General features: G+C 58.2%; 13 protein-coding genes. 5 read left to right on the forward strand and 8 right to left on the reverse strand.

The features are described 5' to 3' along the window. Window positions 1-13: 13 nt before the first annotated feature. Window positions 14-2740: a two-component sensor histidine kinase BarA gene (gene barA / locus JK621_RS02630; RefSeq protein WP_212558532.1), complete on the reverse strand. Its 2727-nt coding sequence runs from the start codon at window positions 2738-2740 to the stop codon at window positions 14-16. A 67-nt stretch (window positions 2741-2807) separates the two neighbouring features. Between barA and rlmD the strand changes: the two genes are divergently transcribed. The 5 genes from rlmD to eno all read left to right on the forward strand — a co-directional run bounded on the left by rlmD (window position 2808) and on the right by eno (window position 10713). After that, entirely contained in the window at window positions 2808-4157 is a 1350-nt protein-coding gene (gene rlmD / locus JK621_RS02635) for a 23S rRNA (uracil(1939)-C(5))-methyltransferase RlmD (RefSeq protein ID WP_212558533.1), read from the forward strand. A gap of 9 nt (window positions 4158-4166) precedes the next feature. Further along, window positions 4167-6398 (forward strand): GTP diphosphokinase, encoded by a 2232-nt coding sequence (gene relA, locus JK621_RS02640; RefSeq protein WP_212558534.1) that lies wholly within the window; start codon window positions 4167-4169, stop codon window positions 6396-6398. A 127-nt stretch (window positions 6399-6525) separates the two neighbouring features. After that, on the forward strand, window positions 6526-7320 hold the full coding sequence (mazG, locus tag JK621_RS02645; RefSeq protein ID WP_212558535.1) for a nucleoside triphosphate pyrophosphohydrolase: 795 nt from the start codon (window positions 6526-6528) through the stop codon (window positions 7318-7320). Between the two features lie 378 nt (window positions 7321-7698). Next, window positions 7699-9336, forward strand: a complete 1638-nt coding sequence (gene pyrG, locus JK621_RS02650; protein WP_212558536.1) for a glutamine hydrolyzing CTP synthase — start codon at window positions 7699-7701, stop codon at window positions 9334-9336. Window positions 9337-9417: 81 nt separating this feature from the next. Beyond that, window positions 9418-10713 carry a phosphopyruvate hydratase gene (gene eno, locus JK621_RS02655; protein ID WP_006317669.1) on the forward strand — a complete coding sequence of 432 codons (1296 nt, stop codon included), beginning with the start codon at window positions 9418-9420 and terminating at the stop codon, window positions 10711-10713. A 240-nt stretch (window positions 10714-10953) separates the two neighbouring features. Here the strand turns inward: eno and hutH (JK621_RS02660) are convergent, their stop codons facing one another. The 7 genes from hutH (JK621_RS02660) to hutU form a co-directional block, all read right to left on the reverse strand. Beyond that, entirely contained in the window at window positions 10954-12477 is a 1524-nt protein-coding gene (hutH, locus tag JK621_RS02660) for a histidine ammonia-lyase (protein ID WP_212558537.1), read from the reverse strand. A gap of 10 nt (window positions 12478-12487) precedes the next feature. Continuing rightward, window positions 12488-13345, reverse strand: coding sequence for a quaternary amine ABC transporter ATP-binding protein (locus tag JK621_RS02665; RefSeq protein WP_212558538.1), 858 nt, complete (start codon window positions 13343-13345; stop codon window positions 12488-12490). A gap of 5 nt (window positions 13346-13350) precedes the next feature. Next, window positions 13351-14196 carry an ABC transporter permease gene (locus tag JK621_RS02670; protein ID WP_212558539.1) on the reverse strand — a complete coding sequence of 282 codons (846 nt, stop codon included), beginning with the start codon at window positions 14194-14196 and terminating at the stop codon, window positions 13351-13353. 68 nt (window positions 14197-14264) lie between these two features. Next, window positions 14265-15230: an ABC transporter substrate-binding protein gene (locus tag JK621_RS02675; RefSeq protein ID WP_212558540.1), complete on the reverse strand. Its 966-nt coding sequence runs from the start codon at window positions 15228-15230 to the stop codon at window positions 14265-14267. A 53-nt stretch (window positions 15231-15283) separates the two neighbouring features. Further along, the gene (locus JK621_RS02680) at window positions 15284-16675 is read right to left on the reverse strand and encodes an amino acid permease (protein ID WP_212558541.1); all 1392 of its coding nucleotides are present in this window, start codon (window positions 16673-16675) and stop codon (window positions 15284-15286) included. 161 nt (window positions 16676-16836) lie between these two features. Beyond that, on the reverse strand, window positions 16837-18372 hold the full coding sequence (hutH, locus tag JK621_RS02685) for a histidine ammonia-lyase (protein WP_212558542.1): 1536 nt from the start codon (window positions 18370-18372) through the stop codon (window positions 16837-16839). Beyond that, complete coding sequence (gene hutU / locus JK621_RS02690) at window positions 18369-20060, reverse strand: urocanate hydratase (RefSeq protein WP_212558543.1); 1692 nt, start codon at window positions 20058-20060, stop codon at window positions 18369-18371. Before hutU ends, hutH (JK621_RS02685) begins: the two co-directional genes overlap by 4 nt. Between the last annotated feature and the right edge of the window lie 356 nt (window positions 20061-20416).

Genomic DNA, 20416 nt, shown 5'->3' on the forward strand with positions numbered 1-20416 from the left:
TGAGGGGCAACCCTCAGCTTGTCGCCGGGCGATCGCTCTCCAGATGGCTGCGGGCTGCCTGGCTCACCAGTTCGATCTCATCGAGCAGTTCCAGCCATTCCGGTTCCAGCTCCTCGTTGCCGACGCCCTTGCGCAACTGCTGTTCAAGATAGAAGCACAACTGCTTCAGGCGCGGCACGCCACTGTAGCTGCAACTGCCGTGCAATTTATGGATCAAATCGAGAATGCTGTCGTCTGGGGTGCCGTCCAGCACCGCCTGCACCCGTTCGCTGACTTGCGGCAGGAAGTCGAGCAACATATGCAGCAGGTCGTGCGCCAAATCCTGTTTGTTCGCTGCCTGGCGCAACGCCAGCGGCCAGTCTAACGACAGCAAGGGCTCGACGGCCGGTTCGCCGCTGTAATAACGGGCCAACACGCGGGTCAGCATGGCTTCATCAATCGGCTTGGCCAGATAATCATCCATTCCCGCTTGCAACAAATGCTCACGCTCGCCGCTCACCGCATGCGCGGTAACCGCGACGATCGGCGTAGAGTTGTGGTGCGGCAGTTGGCGGATCAGTTCGCTGGTGCGGATACCGTCGATATTCGGCATTTGGATATCCATCAGGATCAGATCCAGAACGTTATCGCGCGCCAGCGCCAGCGCTTCTTCCCCACTTTCGCACAGCAGGGTTTTTTCCACCTGCTCGGCCAACAAGGTGCCTATCAGCTTCAGGTTGGCCGGGTTGTCGTCGACAGCCATCACCGTCAGCGGCAGGCGTTTGCGTTCCGGCGCGGCGAGCAGGCGCAGTGGAGTTTCCATGCGCAGCAACGGGAACAGGCGGTTGCTGGTGATCGGTTTGATCAGGCAGCCGATAGCGCCCTGTTGTTTAAGCTGTTCGGCGTTGATCTGCGACTGGCAGGGCAGCGCCAGAATCACCCGACCGGCGATATTCAGCGCCGTTTTCAGCTTGCTTTCGTGCTGTGCCAGGTTATCGCGGAACGGGATCGGCACTCCCACCAGCAGGAAGTCGTAATCCTTTTTCGGTAACTGCGCCAGCGTAGGCGAATGGGTGATCACCAGCGAGGTCACGCTCAGCATATTGAGCGTGGCTTCCGCCGCCATCGGGTTGGCTTCGATATACCCCAGCGTCTTGCCGCGCAGGTCCGGCAGGCTTGGCGGCAGCGACAGCATGCCTTCGTGCAACTCAAGCGTGATATGGAACCAGAAGGTCGAACCGCGGTTCAACTGGCTGTGGAAGCAGATATCGCCGCCCATCTCTTTCACCAGTTTTTGGGTGATCACCAGCCCCAGGCCGGTGCCGCCGTGGCGGCGTGAAATGCTGGCGTCCGCCTGACGGAACGCCTGGAACAGCTGCGACTGCTGCCGTTCGGAGATGCCGATGCCTGTGTCGTGGATTTGCACTTCAAGCTCGACCTGGTGATCTTGCAGGCCACGCAACTCGACGCGGATATCGATGTTGCCGGTTTCGGTAAATTTGATCGCGTTGCCCAGCAGATTGGTGATGATCTGTTGCAGCCGCAACGAGTCGCCGATCACTTGCTCCGGCACGTCGTTATGCACGTCCAGCGTCAGTTCCAGCCCTTTCTCGTGGGCGCTGGGCGCCAGCAACACAATCACTTCGTCCAGCGTTTCACGCAGCGAGAACGGAATGTGTTCCAGCACCAGCTTGCCGGCTTCCAGCTTGGAGAAGTCCAGCACGTCGTTGATGATGGTCAACAGGTTGTTGGCCGAGCGTTCGATGGTTTGCAGATAATCGGTTTGGGTGACGCTCATCTCGGTTTTCAGCATCTGCCGCGTAAAGCCAATCACGCCGTTGAGCGGGGTGCGCAGCTCATGCGACATGTTCGCCAGAAACTCGGATTTGATGCGCGCCGCTTCCTGAGCGCGTTTTTTCGCCAGATCCAGCTCGACGTTCTGGATCTCCATCTGCTCCAGCGTTTCACGCAGGTCTGAGGTGGCCTGATCGATATTCTGTTGCATCTCTTCGTGATAGGCGGTCAACGACATCGCCATCGAGTTGATGCCGTTCTTCAACATGTGCAGTTCGCCGAGCATAAAGCCTTCGACGCGGCTGTCGAGCTGGCCGCGGCGGATGCGGTCAACGGTGTTCACCATATTGCGGATCGGGCCGGTAACGTCGCGCATCAGACGGTAGGCGAACAGAATGGCGATGCACATGCACAGCAACAGCAGCAGGGTGGAGATGAACACCTCCTTATACTGTTGCAACCGCACCGATTGCAGATCCAGTTCGATCGCCACATAACCCAGATTATTGTCCTGCGGGACCGGGTCGGTGGCATTTTGATCCGGGTATTGGCTTTCCGACAGGATCGGCGTACGCAGGATCAATGAGTTGCCGCGCCGCGTCAGCATCAGGTCTGTGGGGATTGGCACACCTTTCGGCAGCTGCAATTGGGCAAAATTGTGATGATAATTGGAGGTGACAAACAGATTATTCTGCGCATCGAACACCGTAATTGAACGCACAATATCTGAATGACGGCGGTGCAACAGGCTGACCAACTGCCTGACCGACTCGCGGCTGCGGAATGTCATGCCGTACTCGCTGGCCACCGCCAGGGGTTCGATAATACTGGCGCCGGCGTCAACCAACTGTTCTTGCAGCTCATTGTAACGGTGTACCACGAAGAAGGTGCTGAGCAGCAGACCAATCAACAGCGTTGGGGCCAGAATCAGGATCATCATGCGCGCACGCAAGCTGTATTTGGTCATGGGATTCCAATGTGGGAGAATTGCCGGACACTCACTACTTTAATGAACCAGCACTCAATCGACAAATATGGCGCAATTCTACTCTCCCAAACGCCGCGTGACGACCCGGCAAAGCCTACAAATATTAACCGTAACGGTGAGCGACCTCGATCCCTTTGGCCAGGGCGTGGCGCGCCACAACGGCAAAGCGGTGTTTGTGCCGGGAGTGTTGCCGGGCGAGCAGGCGGAAATCCAGCTGACGGAAGAAAAAAGCAAGTTTGCCAAAGGCCGGTTGAAACGCCTGTTGAGCCGCAGCCCGCAACGTGTGGAACCGCGTTGCCCGCACTTTGGCGTGTGCGGCGGTTGCCAACAGCAGCACGCGGACGAAAGCCTGCAACAGCAGAGCAAATCTGCCGCACTGGTGCGCATGATCGCCCGCGAAACCGGCGTTACGCCGCAGCAGGAGCCGGTGATCGCCGGCCCGCAATACGGGTACCGTCGCCGCGCCCGTTTGGGGTTGATGTGGCAACCCAAACAGCAACAATTGGTGATGGGGTTTCGCCAGGCGGCTTCCAGCGATCTGGTGCCGGTGACGCAGTGCCCGGTCCTTCATCCCGAGCTGGAACATTTGCTGACGCCGCTGCGCGCCTGCCTGAATGGGCTGCACGCCGCCCGGCGTCTGGGGCATGCGGAGTTGGTGCAGGCAGACAATGGCCCGGTGTTGGTTTTGCGGCATCTGGACGCGTTGAAAGATGACGATCTCCAGGCATTGCAGGCCTTCGCGCAGCAAAAAAACGTAACTATTTATTTGGCGCCGGACAGCGACAGGGTCGAAAAACTGTGCGGCGAAACGCCGTATTATCAGGTCGACGGGCTACGCTTAGACTTCAGCCCGCGCGACTTTATTCAGGTCAATGACACAGTAAATCAGCAAATGGTGGCCCAGGCCCTTGAATGGCTCGACATTCAGCCCAATGATCGGGTATTGGATCTGTTCTGCGGCATGGGCAATTTTACCCTGCCGCTGGCGCGACGCGCCGCTGCGGTGGTGGGGATAGAAGGTGTTGCCACGCTGGTAGCGAATGGGCAATATAATGCACATAAGAATAAACTGAATAATGCCGCCTTCTTCCATGAAAATCTGGAAGACGACGTTGAGCGGCAACCTTGGGCAGCACAAGGATTTGATAAAGTGATGCTGGACCCTGCCCGTGCGGGTGCGGCCGGCGTGATGTCACATATTGTAAAACTGGCGCCAGAGCGGGTGGTTTACGTTTCTTGTAATCCCACCACGCTGGCACGCGACAGCAAAATATTGCTGGACGCCGGTTATCGTCTTGCACGTGTGCGAATGTTGGATATGTTTCCGCATACGGGGCATCTTGAGTCAATGGCGCTGTTTATTAACGACAACACGCCTGGGGTCGCTGCAAAGTAGGGAGAGGGTATGGTTGCGGTAAGAAGTGCACATCTGAACACGGCTGGCGAATTTGCTCTCGACGAGTGGATTGCCAGCTTGGGGCTACCTAACCCGCAGTCATGTGAGCGATTAGCCGCAACCTGGCGCTACTGTGAGCAACAGACCCAGAACCACCCCGACGCGCCGCTGCTGTTGTGGCGCGGGCTGGAAATGGTGGAAATCCTCTCTACGCTAAGCATGGACAACGACAGTATGCGCGCCGCGCTGCTGTTCCCGTTGGTGGACGCCGGCATCGTGCCGGAGGAAACCCTGACCGAAGAGTTTGGCAAGGGCATCACCTATCTGGTGCACGGCGTGCGCGATATGGACGCCATCCGCCAACTGAAAGCCACCCAGAACGACTCCATGGCCTCCGAACAGGTCGACAACGTGCGCCGCATGCTGTTGGCGATGGTGGAGGATTTCCGCTGCGTGGTGATCAAGCTGGCGGAGCGTATCGCCCACCTGCGTGAAGTGAAGGATGCGCCGGAAGACGAGCGCGTGCTGGCGGCAAAAGAGTGTTCGAATATCTATGCGCCGCTGGCCAACCGCCTCGGCATCGGGCAACTGAAATGGGAACTGGAGGATTTCTGCTTCCGTTACCTGCACCCGGATGAATACAAGCGTATCGCCAAGCTGCTGCACGAACGCCGCATCGATCGCGAACAGTTTATCGACGACTTCGTCGCCTCGCTGCGTAATGCGATGGGCGACGAGGGCATCAAAGCGGATATCTACGGCCGCCCGAAACATATTTACAGCATCTGGCGCAAAATGCAGAAGAAGGCGTTGGCCTTTGACGAGCTGTTTGACGTGCGCGCGGTGCGTGTGGTGGTCGAACGCTTGCAAGATTGCTATGCGGCGCTGGGGATTGTGCACACCCACTTCCGCCATCTGCCTGATGAGTTCGACGACTACGTCGCCAACCCGAAACCCAACGGCTATCAGTCGATCCACACCGTGGTGCTGGGCCCGCGCGGCAAAACGCTCGAAATCCAGATCCGTACCCGCCAGATGCATGAAGACGCGGAACTGGGCGTGGCCGCGCACTGGAAATACAAAGAAGGTGCGGTAGCGACGGTACGCTCCGGCTACGAAGAACGTATCGCCTGGCTGCGCAAGCTGATCGCCTGGCAGGAGGAGATGGCGGACTCCGGCGAGATGCTCGACGAGGTACGCAGCCAGGTATTCGACGATCGGGTGTACGTGTTTACCCCGAAAGGCGATGTGGTGGATCTGCCGGCCGGCTCCACGCCGCTCGACTTTGCCTATCATATCCACAGCGACGTCGGCCACCGCTGCATCGGCGCCAAGATTGGCGGGCGTATCGTGCCGTTTACCTATCAGCTGCGGATGGGCGATCAGATTGAAATCATCACCCAGAAGCAACCGAACCCGAGCCGCGACTGGCTGAACCCGAACCTGGGCTATGTCACCACCAGCCGTGGCCGCTCCAAGATCCATAACTGGTTCCGCAAGCAGGATCGCGACAAGAACATCCTCGCCGGCCGCCAGATGCTGGACAGCGAGCTGGAGCACCTTGGCATCAGCCTGAAAGAAGCCGAGAAGCTGCTGATCCCGCGTTACAACATGAATTCGCTGGATGAAATACTGGCGGCGATTGGCGGCGGCGATATCCGTCTGAATCAGATGGTGAACTTCCTGCAAGGCAAGTTCAACAAGCCGAGCGCCGAGGAACAGGATCGCGAAGCGTTGCGCCAACTGGTGCAGCATAAAGCGCCGCCGGTGAGCCGCAGCAAGGACAACGGCCGGGTAGTGGTGGAAGGGGTAGGCAACCTGATGCATCACATCGCCCGCTGCTGCCAGCCGATCCCGGGCGACGATATTGTCGGCTTTATCACCCAGGGGCGCGGTATCTCCATCCACCGTGCGGACTGCGATCAGTTGGTGGATTTGCAGTCGCACGCGCCGGAACGCATCGTTGACGCGGTGTGGGGCGAAAGCTATTCCAGCGGTTATTCGTTGGTGGTGCGGGTAATGGCCAACGATCGCAGCGGCCTGCTGCGCGACATCACCACCATTCTGGCCAATGAAAAGGTCAACGTGCTGGGCGTGGCCAGCCGGAGCGACACCAAAAAGCAGCTGGCGACCATCGACATGGACATTGAAATCTACAACCAGCAGGTGCTGGGCCGGGTGTTGGCCAAACTTAATCAACTGCCGGACGTGATTGACGCCAAGCGCCTGCACGGCAGCTAAGTACCCGGCGTCTTTCAAACCGCATCGGCGTTGGCTGCAAGCGAACACCGATGCGGTCCTGAAATCCGTTGGCGACTCATCCGGCGGACGCGCAAATGCGTACCCATTCTTTCTCAGAGATCTTTTTATGACCCAATCCTCCCCGCTGCAGCGCCTGCTGAACATCATGAAAACGCTGCGCGACCCGCAGAACGGTTGCCCATGGGACCGCAAGCAAACCTTCGCCACCATCGCGCCTTACACGCTGGAAGAAACCTACGAAGTGCTGGACGCCATTGAGCGTCAGGATTACGCCGATCTGCGCGATGAGTTGGGCGATCTGCTGTTCCAGGTGGTGTTTTACGCCCAGATGGGCCAGGAGCAGGGGCTGTTCGACTTCGATGAGGTGTGCAACGCCATCAGCGACAAGCTGGAGCGCCGCCACCCGCATATCTTCGGCGATGCCGATGCGGCGGATAGCGAAGCGGTATCGGCCCGCTGGGAGCAGTTGAAGGCCGGCGAACGCGCCGAGAAGGCGCTGCATTCTGCGCTGGACGATATCCCGCAGGCATTGCCGGCACTGATGAAGGCGCACAAAATCCAGAAGCGTTGCGCCTCGGTCGGTTTCGACTGGCATACCCTGGGGCCGGTACTGGACAAGGTGTACGAAGAGATCGACGAAGTGATGCATGAAGCCAGGCAAGCGGTGGTCGACGAGCAGAAGCTGGAAGAGGAAATCGGCGATCTGCTGTTCGCGACGGTGAATTTATCGCGCCATCTCGGGCACAAGGCGGAAAACGCGCTGCAGGCGGCCAACCGCAAGTTCGAGCGCCGTTTCCGGCAGGTGGAAGAGATTGTCAAACAGCGCGGGATGCAGATGGAAGAGGCTACGCTGGAGCAGATGGAAGAGGCGTGGCAACAGGTTAAACGTCAGGAAAACTAATCCCGGGCGGCGTTGTCCTAAAGTTGTTCGATGCGGGCCGTAATGTTGATCGGCGACAAGATTCGCTCAAGCTGAAACGGTTAAGCTCGGAGTCCTGGTTTGCTGAACGACGAGAGAACGGCAAGAAAATGCCAACAAACTGAAATTTAAGGCGTTTTGGTGCCATGAAACGGCGGTAAAAGAAAATTTTCCATGCTAACTCATTGTTTTAAAAAGACAGTAAGCAAGGTGCCCACGGATTAAACCCTGATGAACTCCCGGTGGTGACAGAGATGATGGACAGCAAAACGATCGTTTGTAGGTCTGGAGAGGTTCGGGTATACTACTTTCCCGTCTTGGTACTTCCATCGTCTTTAAACCTAAACTCTCAGGTTCAGCATGACAACTAATTATATTTTTGTGACCGGCGGGGTCGTATCCTCTCTGGGTAAAGGCATTGCCGCAGCCTCTCTGGCGGCTATTCTCGAAGCCCGTGGCCTCAACGTTACCATCATGAAACTGGACCCGTACATCAACGTGGATCCGGGCACCATGAGCCCGATTCAGCATGGGGAAGTTTTCGTCACCGAAGACGGGGCAGAAACCGATCTGGATTTGGGCCACTACGAGCGCTTCATCCGCACCAAAATGTCGCGCCGCAACAACTTCACCACGGGTCGCATTTACTCCGACGTTCTGCGTAAAGAACGCCGTGGCGACTACCTGGGCGCCACCGTACAGGTTATCCCGCACATCACCAACGCGATCAAAGAGCGCATCCTCGAAGGCGGCGAAGGCCACGACGTGGTGTTGGTGGAAGTGGGCGGTACCGTCGGCGATATCGAATCGCTGCCGTTCCTGGAAGCCATCCGCCAGATGGCGGTAGAAGTGGGCCGTGAGCACACCCTGTACATGCACCTGACGCTGGTGCCGTACCTGGCCGCCGCCGGTGAAGTGAAAACCAAACCTACTCAGCATTCCGTTAAAGAGCTGCTTTCCATCGGTATTCAGCCTGATGTGCTGATTTGCCGTTCCGATCGCACCGTTCCTGCTAACGAACGCGCGAAAATCGCACTTTTCTGCAACGTGCCGGAAAAAGCGGTTATCTCCCTGAAAGACGTTGATTCTATTTATAAAATCCCAGGCCTCTTGAAATCTCAGGGCCTGGACGATTATATTTGTAAACGATTCAGCCTCAACGCACCGGAAGCGAACCTGATCGAATGGGAACAGGTGATCTCCGAAGAAGCCAATCCGGGCGGCGAAGTGACCATCGGCATGGTCGGCAAATATGTCGAACTGCCGGATGCGTATAAGTCGGTGATTGAAGCCTTGAAACACGGCGGCCTGAAAAATCGTCTGACCGTGAACATCAAGCTGATCGACTCGCAGGATGTCGAAACCCGCGGTGTGGAAGTGCTGAAAGGTCTGGACGCGATTCTGATCCCAGGCGGCTTTGGCTACCGTGGCGTAGAAGGCAAGGTGATGACCGCGCGTTATGCGCGTGAAAACAACATCCCTTATCTGGGCATCTGCCTGGGCATGCAGGTGGCGCTGATGGAGTTCGCCCGCAACGTAGCGGGTATGGAGAACGCCAACTCAACCGAGTTTGTGCCAGACTGCAAGTATCCGGTGGTGGCGTTGATCACCGAATGGCGTGACGAAGACGGCAACGTCGAAGTGCGCACTGAAGAAAGCGATTTGGGCGGCACGATGCGTGTCGGTGGCCAGCAATGCCACCTGACCGACAATAGCCTGGTGCGCCAGATGTACGGCGAACCGACCATTGTTGAACGTCATCGTCACCGTTATGAAGTCAACAACATGCTGTTGAAGCAGATCGAAGCCGCCGGGCTGCGTGTTGCCGGCCGTTCTGCAGACAACAAGCTGGTTGAGATTATTGAACTGCCGAATCACCCGTGGTTTGTAGCTTGTCAGTTCCACCCGGAATTTACTTCAACGCCGCGTGATGGTCATCCGTTGTTCGCCGGTTTTGTGAAGGCCGCTGGTGAGCACCAGAAGCGCCAGGTGAAATAAAATATTTGGTAAGCGGCGCGCGGTGAGAACCGCGCGCTGTTTGTCTGGAGTTTTAGTTTAACTTGTACTGAGGAAAACCTAATGTCCAAAATCGTTAAAGTCATCGGTCGTGAAATCATCGACTCCCGCGGTAACCCGACTGTTGAAGCCGAAGTGCATCTGGAAGGCGGTTTCGTAGGTCTGGCTGCTGCGCCGTCAGGTGCTTCTACCGGTTCCCGTGAAGCATTGGAACTGCGTGACGGTGACAAGTCTCGTTTCCTGGGTAAAGGCGTACTGAAAGCCGTTGCTGCAGTAAACGGCCCGATTGCTCAGGCAGTACTGGGTAAAGATGCCAAAGACCAGGCTAACATCGACAAGATCATGATCGACCTGGACGGCACTGAAAACAAATCTCAATTCGGTGCAAACGCCATTCTGGCGGTTTCCCTGGCTGCCGCCAAAGCGGCTGCTGCCTCTAAAGGCATGCCGCTGTATGAGCACATCGCTGAACTGAACGGCACCCCAGGCAAATTCTCTATGCCATTGCCTATGATGAACATCATCAACGGTGGCGAGCACGCTGACAACAACGTCGACATTCAGGAATTCATGATTCAGCCGGTTGGCGCGAAAACCCTGAAAGAAGCCGTTCGCATCGGTTCTGAAGTGTTCCATCACCTGGCGAAAGTGCTGAAGGCCAAAGGCCTGAACACCGCAGTAGGTGACGAAGGCGGCTACGCGCCAAACCTGGGTTCCAACGCCGAAGCGCTGGCTGTTATCGCAGAAGCGGTAAAAGCGGCAGGCTACGTACTGGGTAAAGACGTTACTCTGGCGATGGACTGTGCAGCGTCTGAGTTCTACAAAGACGGCAAATACGTTCTGGCCGGCGAAGGCAACAAAGCCTTCACTTCCGAAGAGTTCACTCACTTCCTGGAAGACCTGACCAAACAGTACCCAATCGTATCTATCGAAGACGGTCTGGACGAATCTGACTGGGCTGGTTTCGCATACCAGACCAAAGTGCTGGGCGACAAAATCCAGCTGGTGGGCGACGACCTGTTCGTTACCAACACCAAGATCCTGAAAGAAGGCATCGATAAAGGCATCGCTAACTCCATCCTGATCAAATTCAACCAGATCGGTTCTCTGACCGAAACTCTGGCTGCTATCAAGATGGCGAAAGACGCAGGCTACACCGCGGTGATCTCTCACCGTTCAGGTGAAACCGAAGACGCAACCATCGCCGACCTGGCGGTAGGTACTGCGGCTGGCCAGATCAAAACCGGTTCCATGAGCCGTTCTGACCGCGTTGCAAAATACAACCAACTGATCCGTATCGAAGAAGCGCTGGGCGACCGCGCACCGTTCAACGGCCTGAAAGAAGTTAAAGGTCAGTAATAACGGCTTGGTTCGTTGCTAAATAAAAACCCGCTGCGGCGGGTTTTTTATTGCCATTTATTCAGCATTCATCATTTACGGGAGTAATAGTGGGTTATTTATGTTGAGTTAATATTTTCTCGCTGCCCTGTGGGCGGCTGGATGAGGGCTTGATGCGGAGCAGGACCGTGATTGTCGGCGGTGAGCCGGCGATGTCATTCCGCCATAAAATGGCCCTTTCATGGCGAAAGGGCCGTAAGTTCAAGCCAGGTCTGGGGCGATTTCGTACAACACGCCTTGATCGGCAATCAACGCCGCGCTGGCGGCGATATCCGGCGCCAGCCAGCGATCCTGATGATAAGGCGCGACGCTTTGCCGCAGCCGTTGCCAGGCGCGCCCGGTTCCGGTGCCGAAACGGTATTGCGTAAGGAATTCAAACGCCTGCGCCGCCAGCAGGTACTCAATCGCCAGGATCTGGTTAACATTGGCCAGCGCCTTATGCAGCCGCAGCGCCGCCCCGGTGCCCATGCTGAGGTGATCTTCCTGCAACGCCGAGGTCACGTAGTTGTCCACCACGCAGGGCTGAGCCAACTGGCGATTCTCCGCGCACAGCGCAGCCGCCACGTATTGGGCTATCATCATGCCGGAGTTGACCCCCGGCTCGCTGACCAAAAATGCCGGCAATCCGCTGACCAGCGGATTGATCAAACGATCGATGCGCCGTTCGGCGATACCGCCCAGTTCAGCGATGGCGATAGCCAGCAAATCGGCGGCCATGGCTACTGATTCGCCGTGCGGATTGGCTTGCGACATGACGCGATAATTGTCCGGCGTACCGAGCAGCAGGGGGTTGTCGGTAGCACCGTTCAGCTCGGTTTCAATTTGCCGTTCGGCATGAGCGATCTGATCCCGGCAGGCGCCATGTACCTGTGGGATCGAACGGATGCTCAGAGCATCCTGAGTCCGAATACCCTCGCTGGCGGCTATCATCTCGCTGCCGTTCAAGAGCATCCGCAAGTTACTGCCCACTCGTTGCATGCCTGGGTGCGGTTTGAGCGCTAAAATTTCGGTGTCGAAGGCGGCGATTTGCCCGCCCAACGCCTCAAAGCTCATTGCTCCCAACACGTCGGCCCAACGGGCCAGCCGCCAGACATCGGCCAGCGCCAGGCAGCTCAATCCGGTCATGCAGGGCGTGCCGTTAACCAGGCACAGACCGTCTTTGGCGCCGAGCGGTGGCGGCACGATACCTTCCTCGGCCAACGCCTGCGCAGCGGCGACGATTTGCCCGCGATAGCTGACTTCACCCAGGCCGATCAATGTGATGCCGATGTGCGCCATATGGGTCAGGTAGCCGACCGAGCCCTGCGCCGGCACCTGTGGCGTAATGCCGCGGTTAAGCAGCGCCAGCAGCGCTTCTACCACCGGCCGCTGAATGCCGGACTTGCCGTGGCTGTAGTTGACGATGGCGCAACAGATAATGGCGCGGGTCTGGTCGTCGCTCAGTGGCGCGCCAACTCCGCAGGCGTGGCTCATCAACGTATTGCGCGACAGCTGCGTCAGCTGTTTGCCATGCAACGCCTGATTGCACAACGCGCCGAGTCCGGTATTGACGCCATAGGCGCGTTGTTCGCCGGCGACGATTTGCCGCACGATAGCCTGAGCGTTCTCGATCCGCGCCCAGGCGGCGTCAGACAGGCTTATCGGCGCCCGGTGGCGAGCCACTGCCACTACGTCCTGCCAGCGTAGCGGTTGGCAATCGATCACTACTGAAGAGGGATAATGCATAGCGGTATCCTCAGGCGCGCGCCACGATTGTCGGGCGAGGCTTCTGCACGTTTTCATCCAGCGCCAGGCGGCGCTGCACGAAGCGGTTGACGTACTCATCGGCCGGGTTATTAAGAATATCCTGCGGCGTGCCGACCTGAATCAGTTTGCCGTCTTTCAGGATCGCAATCCGGTTGCCGATCCGCACCGCTTCATCCAGATCGTGAGTGATAAACACTAACGTCTTGTTAAGCTCTTTTTGCAGCGCCAGCAGTTGATCCTGCATTTCGGCGCGGATTAGCGGATCGAGTGCGCTGAAGGCTTCGTCCAGCAAAATGATGTCGGTATCGGTCGCCAGTGCGCGCGCCAGACCGACGCGTTGCCGCATGCCGCCGGATAGCTGGTGCGGGTAAGATTTCTCATACCCCTTCAGCCCGACGGTATTAATCCAGTGCTGCGCACGCTCCTGATACACTTCTTTCTTTTCGCCCCGGACTTTCAGGCCGTAGCCCACATTGTCCAGCACCGTCTTGTGCGGTAGCAGGCCGAAACTCTGAAACACCATGCTGATTTTGTGGCGGCGGAAGTGCTCGAGCCGTTTTTCGTCGTAACGCAGGATGTCTTCGCCGTCCACCAGGATCTGGCCGCTGGTGGGATCGATCAGGCGGTTGAAATGACGCACCAGCGTGGATTTTCCCGATCCGGACAGGCCCATGATCACAAATATCTCGCCGGCTTCGATCGACATCGACAGATCGTGCACACCCACCACGCAGTCGGTCGCCGTCTGCACTTCCTGTTTGGTCTTACCCTGCTGGCTCATTGCCAGCGCCGCAGCAGTTTTGTGGCCGAAGATTTTGTAAACGTTTTTGATTTCGATTTTGTTCATCGGAATTACCTCGCAACGGCGGAACGGCCATAGGCCTGAGTGATGCGATCAATGACCACCGCCAGGATAACGATCGCCAGCCCGGCTTCGAGCCCCAGCCCCACGTTCAGCGTCTGAATGCCCACCAGCACGTCTTCGCCCAGGCCGCGTGCGCCGATCATCGAGGCGACGACCACCATCGACAGCGACATCATGGTGGTCTGGTTGATGCCGGCCATGATGCTTGGCAGCGCCAGCGGCAACTGCACGCCGAACAGTTTCTGCCAACTGTTGGCGCCAAAGGCGGTGACGGACTCCATCACTTCCTTATCCACCTGGCGGATCCCCAAATCGGTCAGGCGGATCAGCGGCGGCGTGGCGTAGATCACCGTCGCCAGGATTGCCGGCACCTTGCCCAGGCCGAACAGCATCAGCACCGGGATCAAGTACACGAAGCTTGGCATGGTTTGCATCACATCCATCAGCGGCATCATTATCGCCCGCACACGGTTGCTGCGCGCCGACAGTATGCCCAGCGGAATGCCGATAATCACCGCCAGCAGCGTGGCGACCAGCACCAGCGCCAGGGTTTGCATCAATTTGTCCCACATGCCTGCGGTGCCGACCAGCAACAGCAGGCCGACAATCACTACCGTCGGCAGCCAGCGCCGGGTGGCATGCCAGGCCAACAGGCCGACGAGCGCCAACATCAGCCACCACGGCGTGGCGCGCAGCAGGCTCTCAAGGTGGATCACCGCCCACAGCAGGGTATCGGAGATCTTGCGGAACATGTCGCCATATTGGGTGACCAGCGCATCGACCCAGCCGTTGATCCAATCGGCGATGGAGAAGGTAAAGCGTTCTGGAAACATAAGTTTTGCCCCTGTTTGGCCCGAGGCGCATCAGGCCCCGGGTTGGTGTTTACTAAAATCAAAAGCGGTTACAAAGAGGCCTGAATTTTTTTCGCCGCGTCTTCGCTGACCCACTGTTTCCAGATATCCGGGTGCTGTTTGAAGAACTCCAGCGCCAGCTTCTGCGAGCTGATGCGTTCCTTGCTCATGCGCGCCAGATTCTGATTGACCAGATCGAGCGGCAGATTCACTTTTGCCAACATTTGCACCAGTTCAGGCGCCTGCTGGTTAAACACGCTGGAAATCCCGACTTTGATGTGGATGTTCTTGTCCACGCCGGGCTCGTCCAGTTTCACCAGATCGAGCTGGCCCATCAGCGGGGTTGGCGACCAGTAGTAGAACAAAATAGGTTCGCCGCGGCGGTAGCTGGAAAGAATGGCGGTATCGAGTGCGGGGCCAGTGCCGGGGCGGAAGTTGGTGAACTTATCCTCCAGTTTGAATTTTTTCAGGATGGCGGTGTTATCCAGCTCGCAGGTCCAGCCTGCCGGGCAATTGTAGAAGCGGCCTTTGTCAGGCTCTTCCTGATCGCGGAAAAGCTGCACGTATTTGGCGAGATCCGGGATGCTTTTCAGATCCGGTGCCAGGGGTTTCAGTTTGCGTTTGGCGTCGCCTTCAATCACGTAACGCGGCACATACCAGCCTTCGACTGCGCCAACAATAGGCGCGCCGACGCTGACAGCCTTGCCGGCTTTCTCTGCTTTGTTCCAGACTTCGCTGCGGCCAATCCACTCTTCGGCGAACACCTGAATGTCATTGGTGCCGATCGCCTGCTCCATGGTGATAGAGTTACCCGGCAGCGCGTCGGTTTTACAATCGTAGCCCTTTTGCAGCACATATTGCATGACGTCGGTCAGCAGCATGCCGCTTTCCCAGTTCAGTCCGGCGAACTTGACCGGTTTACCAGATTCGCACCAACCTGCGGCGCGCGCGGAAAGGCTGCCTGTCATCAGCCCGAGCGCGATTAAGGGGATCCATAGTTTATGTCGTGTTTGCATCGTGATACTCCACGTTTAATGACGAAGAGCCCGGGAACGGCGGGCTCGTGGGTTTAATACTGCGGTGAGGTCGTGACGGGTGAACCCCCGCCTTTTTTACGCACCCACAACCAGTATGCCAGGGTAAGGAAAGCCACCCACACCAGCCCGACGTACAGGGCGATGCGGCTATCCTCGAAGTAACCGAGCAGGCCGATGACGAACAGCATGAACACCGTCGCCAGCGCCGGCGCTATCGGCCACCAGGGAACCGGGAAACTCAGTTTGCTGACTTCCTGTGGCGTCAGCGTACGGCGCATGGCTGCCTGCGACAGCAGGATCATCAGCCACACCCAGACGGTCGCGAAGGTGGCGATGGAGGCGATGATCATAAACACCTGTTTTGGTATCAGGTAGTTAAGCACCACGCCCAACAGCAGGGCGACAGACATCACCAGCACCGTCATCCAGGGCACGCCGTTGGCGGTCAGTTTGGAGAAGCTTTTCGGTGCCTGACCATCCTGCGCCATGCCGTACATCATGCGGCCGGCGCCGAAGATGTCGCTGTTGATGGCGGAAATGGCGGCGGTGATCACCACCACGTTCAGCACGTTGGCGGCGGAGCTGATGCCCAGATTGCTGAAGATCTCCACAAACGGGCTGCCGTTCTGGCCGATGCTGTTCCACGGATAGATGGCCATCAGCACCAGCAGCGTCAGCACATAGAACAGCAGGATGCGCACCGGCACGGCATTGATCGCTTTCGGCAGCACCTTCGCAGGGTCTTTCGCCTCGCTGGCGGTGATGCCGATGATTTCAATGCCGCCGAAAGCGAACATCACTACCGCCAACGAGGCGATCACGCCGCCGATGCCGTTTGGCATAAAGCCGCCGTGCTGCCACAGATTGCTAAAGCCGGTGGCGTGCTGGGTCTGGCCGAAACCAAACAGCATCACCGCTGCGCCGCCGACGATCATCGCTACGATAGCCGCGACCTTGATCAGCGACAGCCAGAACTCCATTTCGCCGAACACTTTCACGCTGCACAGGTTGAGCGCGCCGATAAACATGATAATGCTGAGCACCCACACCCACTGGGCGACGTCCGGGAACCACAGCCCCATATAGATGCCGAAGGCGGTGACGTCCGCCAGGGCGACGATCACCATTTCGAAGGTATAGGTCCAGCCGGTGAGGAAACCGGCCAGCGGGCCAAGATAGTGGCTGGCGTAGTGGCCGAATGAACCTGAGACCGGTTGATGCACCGCCATTTCGCCCAGCGCGCGCATCACCATAAACACCGCCGCGCCGCCGACCAGATAGGCCAGCAGCACGGCCGGGCCGGCCAGTTGGATCGCCCCGGCGGAGCCGTAGAACAGGCCGGTGCCGATGGCGGAACCGAGCGCCATAAAGCGGATATGCCGCGCGTTTAATCCGCGTCTGAGTTGTGTTGTTTCGTTACGCATGTTGCTTCCCGTTGAGTTTTTATTGCCGAACAGGCACGCGCTATCCGCACCGGGTGGAACGCATCCGGCGGGACAGAACAAACTGCGTGGTATAACCCTTGTTTACTCGAAGTCGCCGCGTTGTTAGCGGCGACTCCGACGACGTTGGGTAGAGGTTTTATTTATGCCTGGCTAGGCAGCAGCGCTGCTGGCATCAGCGATGTCAGATGACCTGCCGCCAACAGCAGGCTGGCGGCTTCAATGTCGGGGGCGAAGAAACGATCCTTGTCGTAGTAGCTGACATGTTCACGCAGCGTGCGGCGTGCCTGCTCCAGGGCTTCCGACGTTTTCAGGCCTTTGCGCAGATCCAGCCCCTGACAGGCGGCCAGCCACTCGACGGCTAAAATGCCGCGCACGTTATCCGCCATTTCCCACAGGCGGCGGCCTGCGGCAGGCGCCATGGAGACATGGTCTTCCTGGTTGGCGGAGGTCGGGATGCTGTCGACGCTGGCCGGGTGGGCCAACGCCTTGTTCTCGCTGGTCAGCGCTGCGGCGGTCACCTGGGCGATCATAAAGCCGGAGTTCACCCCGCCGTTGTCCACCAGGAATGGCGGCAACTGCGACATGTGCTTATCCATCATCAGCGAGATACGGCGCTCGGACAGCGAGCCGATTTCGGCAAACGCCAGCGCCAGGTTGTCGGCGGCCATGGCGACCGGTTCGGCATGGAAGTTACCGCCGGACAGCACGTCGCCCTGCTCGGCGAACACCAGCGGGTTATCGGACACCGCGTTGGCTTCGATCTCCAGCACTTCGCTGGCCTGGCGGATCTGCGTCAGGCAGGCGCCCATGACCTGCGGCTGGCAGCGCAGGGAATAAGGATCCTGCACTTTCTCGCAGTTGCGATGCGAATCGGACACTTCGCTGCGCTCGCCGAGCAGGTGGCGATAGGCTGCGGCGGCGTCGATCTGGCCACGTTGGCCGCGCACCTCATGGATACGCGCGTCAAATGGGCTGCGTGACCCCAGAGCGGCTTCCACCGTCAGGCTGCCGGTGACCGTGGCCGCAGCGTACAGATCTTCCGCGTCGAACAGGCCGCGCAGGGCAAAGGCGGCGGAAACCTGGGTGCCGTTCAGCAGCGCCAGGCCCTCTTTGGCGGCCAGCGTCAGCGGCTTCAGGCCCGCTTTGGCCAGCGCATCGGTGGCAGGCAGCCATTCGCCCTGATAACGGGCCTTGCCTTCACCCAGCAGCACCAGGCTCATGTGAGCCAGCGGCGCTAGGTCACCGGAGGCGCCAACGGAGCCTTTCAGTGGAATGTGCGGATACACTTCTGCGTTCACCAGCGCTATCAGCGCCTGGATCACTTCCAGGCGGATGCCGGAAAAACCGCGCGACAGACTGTTGATTTTCAGCACCATAATCAGGCGCACCAGGTTGTCGTCGGTCGGGGCGCCCACGCCGGCGGCGTGAGACAGCACGATCGAACGCTGCAGGTTTTCCAGATCTTCACGGGCGATACGGGTAGACGCCAGCAGGCCGAAACCGGTATTGATGCCGTAAGTGGTGCGGTTTTCTTCAACGATGCGCTCTACGCAGGCGACGCTTTGCTGAATGGCGGCATAGGCGCTGTCGTCAAGCTGAAGGCGAACCGGATGTTGATAAACCTCACGCAGTTGCGAAAGCCGAAGTTGGCCTGGGCGAATAGTCAGCGCTTTCATGCTTTGTCTCCTTGGGTGGCGGCGACCATCGGCAGGTTCAGGCCCTGCTCGCGGGCACATTCGATGGCGATGTCGTAACCGGCATCGGCATGGCGCATGACGCCGGTGGCCGGGTCGTTATGCAAGACGCGGGCGATGCGCTCGGCGGCTTCATCGGTACCGTCACAAACGATGACCATGCCGGAATGCTGCGAGAAGCCCATGCCGACGCCACCGCCGTGGTGCAGAGAAACCCAGGTCGCGCCGCTGGCGGTATTCAGCAGGGCGTTAAGCAGCGGCCAGTCGGAGACGGCGTCTGAACCGTCTTTCATCGATTCGGTTTCGCGGTTCGGGCTTGAGACCGAGCCGGAGTCCAGGTGGTCGCGGCCAATCACGATCGGCGCAGACAGTTCACCGCTGCGTACCATCTCGTTGAACGCCAGGCCCAGCTTGGCGCGCTGGCCCAGACCGACCCAGCAGATACGCGCCGGCAGCCCCTGGAAGCTGATGCGCTCGCGCGCCATATCCAGCCAGTGGTGCAGATGCTCGTCATCCGGGATCAGCTCTTTAACTTTAGCGTCGGTTTTGTAGATGTCCTGCGGATCGCCGGACAGTGCGGCCCAGCGGAACGGGCCGACGCCGCGGCAGAACAGCGGGCGAATATAGGCCGGCACGAAGCCCGGGAAGTCGAAGGCGTTGCTGACGCCCATTTCTTTCGCCATCTGGCGGATATTGTTGCCGTAGTCGAAGGTCGGCACGCCCATCTTCTGGAAGGCCAGCATGGCTTCCACGTGTTCGGCCATCGATTGCTTGGCGGCGATGACCACCTGCGCAGGTTCGGTCTGCGCGCGCTGGCGGTATTCTTCCCAGCTCCAGCCCTTCGGCAGGTAGCCGTTCAACGGGTCATGGGCGCTGGTCTGGTCGGTGACCATGTCAGGACGCACGCCGCGGCGCACCAGTTCAGGCAGGATATCCGCCGCGTTGCCGCACAGGGCGATAGAGATGGCTTTGCCTTCTGCGGTGTATTTCTTGAGGCGCGCCAGCGCGTCGTCCAGATCCTTGGCTTGTTCATCGACGTAGCGGGTTTTCAGACGGAAATCGATGCGGCTCTGCTGGCATTCGATGTTCAGCGAGCTGGCACCGGCCAGTGTGGCGGCCAGCGGCTGAGCGCCGCCCATGCCGCCCAGACCGGCGGTCAGTACCCAGCGGCCTTTCAGGCTGCCGTCGTAATGCTGGCGGCCGGCTTCCACGAAGGTCTCGTAAGTCCCCTGGACGATGCCCTGGCTGCCGATGTAGATCCAGCTGCCGGCGGTCATCTGGCCGTACATGGCCAGGCCTTTGGCATCCAGTTCGTTAAAGTGTTCCCAGGTGGCCCAATGTGGCACCAGGTTGGAGTTGGCGATCAGCACGCGCGGCGCGTTGCTGTGGGTTTTAAATACGCCGACCGGCTTGCCGGATTGCACCAGCAGCGTTTCGTCGTCTTCCAGCGTTTTCAGGGTGGCGACAATTTTGTCGTAGCAATCCCAGTCACGCGCGGCGCGACCAATACCGCCGTACACCACCAGTTCATGCGGGTTTTCCGCTACTTCAGGATCGAGGTTGTTCATCAGCATGCGCAGCGGCGCTTCGGTCAGCCAGCTTTTTGCATTTAATTGTGTGCCGCGTGGCGCGCGTACATCGACATGGCGAACTTTGTTATTTGCAGTCACAGCATTTTCCTCAAACAGTATCGGTGCAGATTCCATAACGCGGTGGGGTTAATCACCACGCCATAATAATGCGTAGGGTTTATTAACATATACTTGTATGTACAAGCATATGCAACACTGACCAGTGAATGCCTTAAATGGCATAAGAGAAAGTTATTTTTGTTAATTATCAGTTGGATGAATTTGTTTTTGGTGTTTGGGTCATTAGGTTGACGCAGGAGAACAGTGAGCTATTCAACAAAAATGAATTAAAAATGGGTCATTTTTGAGTGTTAAATCACAATAATTTTACATGCTCATTACAAGTTGGCGGCGGTGATAAAAAAGTCATATCGATGAAAGCAAAATGCCCGCCA

The organism is Serratia plymuthica, assembly GCF_018336935.1.
Taxonomy (GTDB): Bacteria; Pseudomonadota; Gammaproteobacteria; order Enterobacterales; family Enterobacteriaceae; genus Serratia; species Serratia plymuthica_B.

Bases quoted from the DNA above. Each gene is read 5' to 3' on its own strand.
- eno (WP_006317669.1), top strand. From the start codon at position 9,418: ATGTCCAAAATCGTTAAAGTCATCGGTCGTGAAATCATCGACTCCCGC.
- JK621_RS02675 (WP_212558540.1), bottom strand. From the start codon at position 15,230: ATGCAAACACGACATAAACTATGGATCCCCTTAATCGCGCTCGGGCTG.
- JK621_RS02665 (WP_212558538.1), bottom strand. From the start codon at position 13,345: ATGAACAAAATCGAAATCAAAAACGTTTACAAAATCTTCGGCCACAAA.
- rlmD (WP_212558533.1), top strand. From the start codon at position 2,808: ATGGCGCAATTCTACTCTCCCAAACGCCGCGTGACGACCCGGCAAAGC.
- barA (WP_212558532.1), bottom strand. From the start codon at position 2,740: ATGACCAAATACAGCTTGCGTGCGCGCATGATGATCCTGATTCTGGCC.
- mazG (WP_212558535.1), top strand. From the start codon at position 6,526: ATGACCCAATCCTCCCCGCTGCAGCGCCTGCTGAACATCATGAAAACG.
- pyrG (WP_212558536.1), top strand. From the start codon at position 7,699: ATGACAACTAATTATATTTTTGTGACCGGCGGGGTCGTATCCTCTCTG.
- hutH (WP_212558537.1), bottom strand. From the start codon at position 12,477: ATGCATTATCCCTCTTCAGTAGTGATCGATTGCCAACCGCTACGCTGG.
- hutH (WP_212558542.1), bottom strand. From the start codon at position 18,372: ATGAAAGCGCTGACTATTCGCCCAGGCCAACTTCGGCTTTCGCAACTG.
- relA (WP_212558534.1), top strand. From the start codon at position 4,167: ATGGTTGCGGTAAGAAGTGCACATCTGAACACGGCTGGCGAATTTGCT.
- JK621_RS02670 (WP_212558539.1), bottom strand. From the start codon at position 14,196: ATGTTTCCAGAACGCTTTACCTTCTCCATCGCCGATTGGATCAACGGC.
- JK621_RS02680 (WP_212558541.1), bottom strand. From the start codon at position 16,675: ATGCGTAACGAAACAACACAACTCAGACGCGGATTAAACGCGCGGCAT.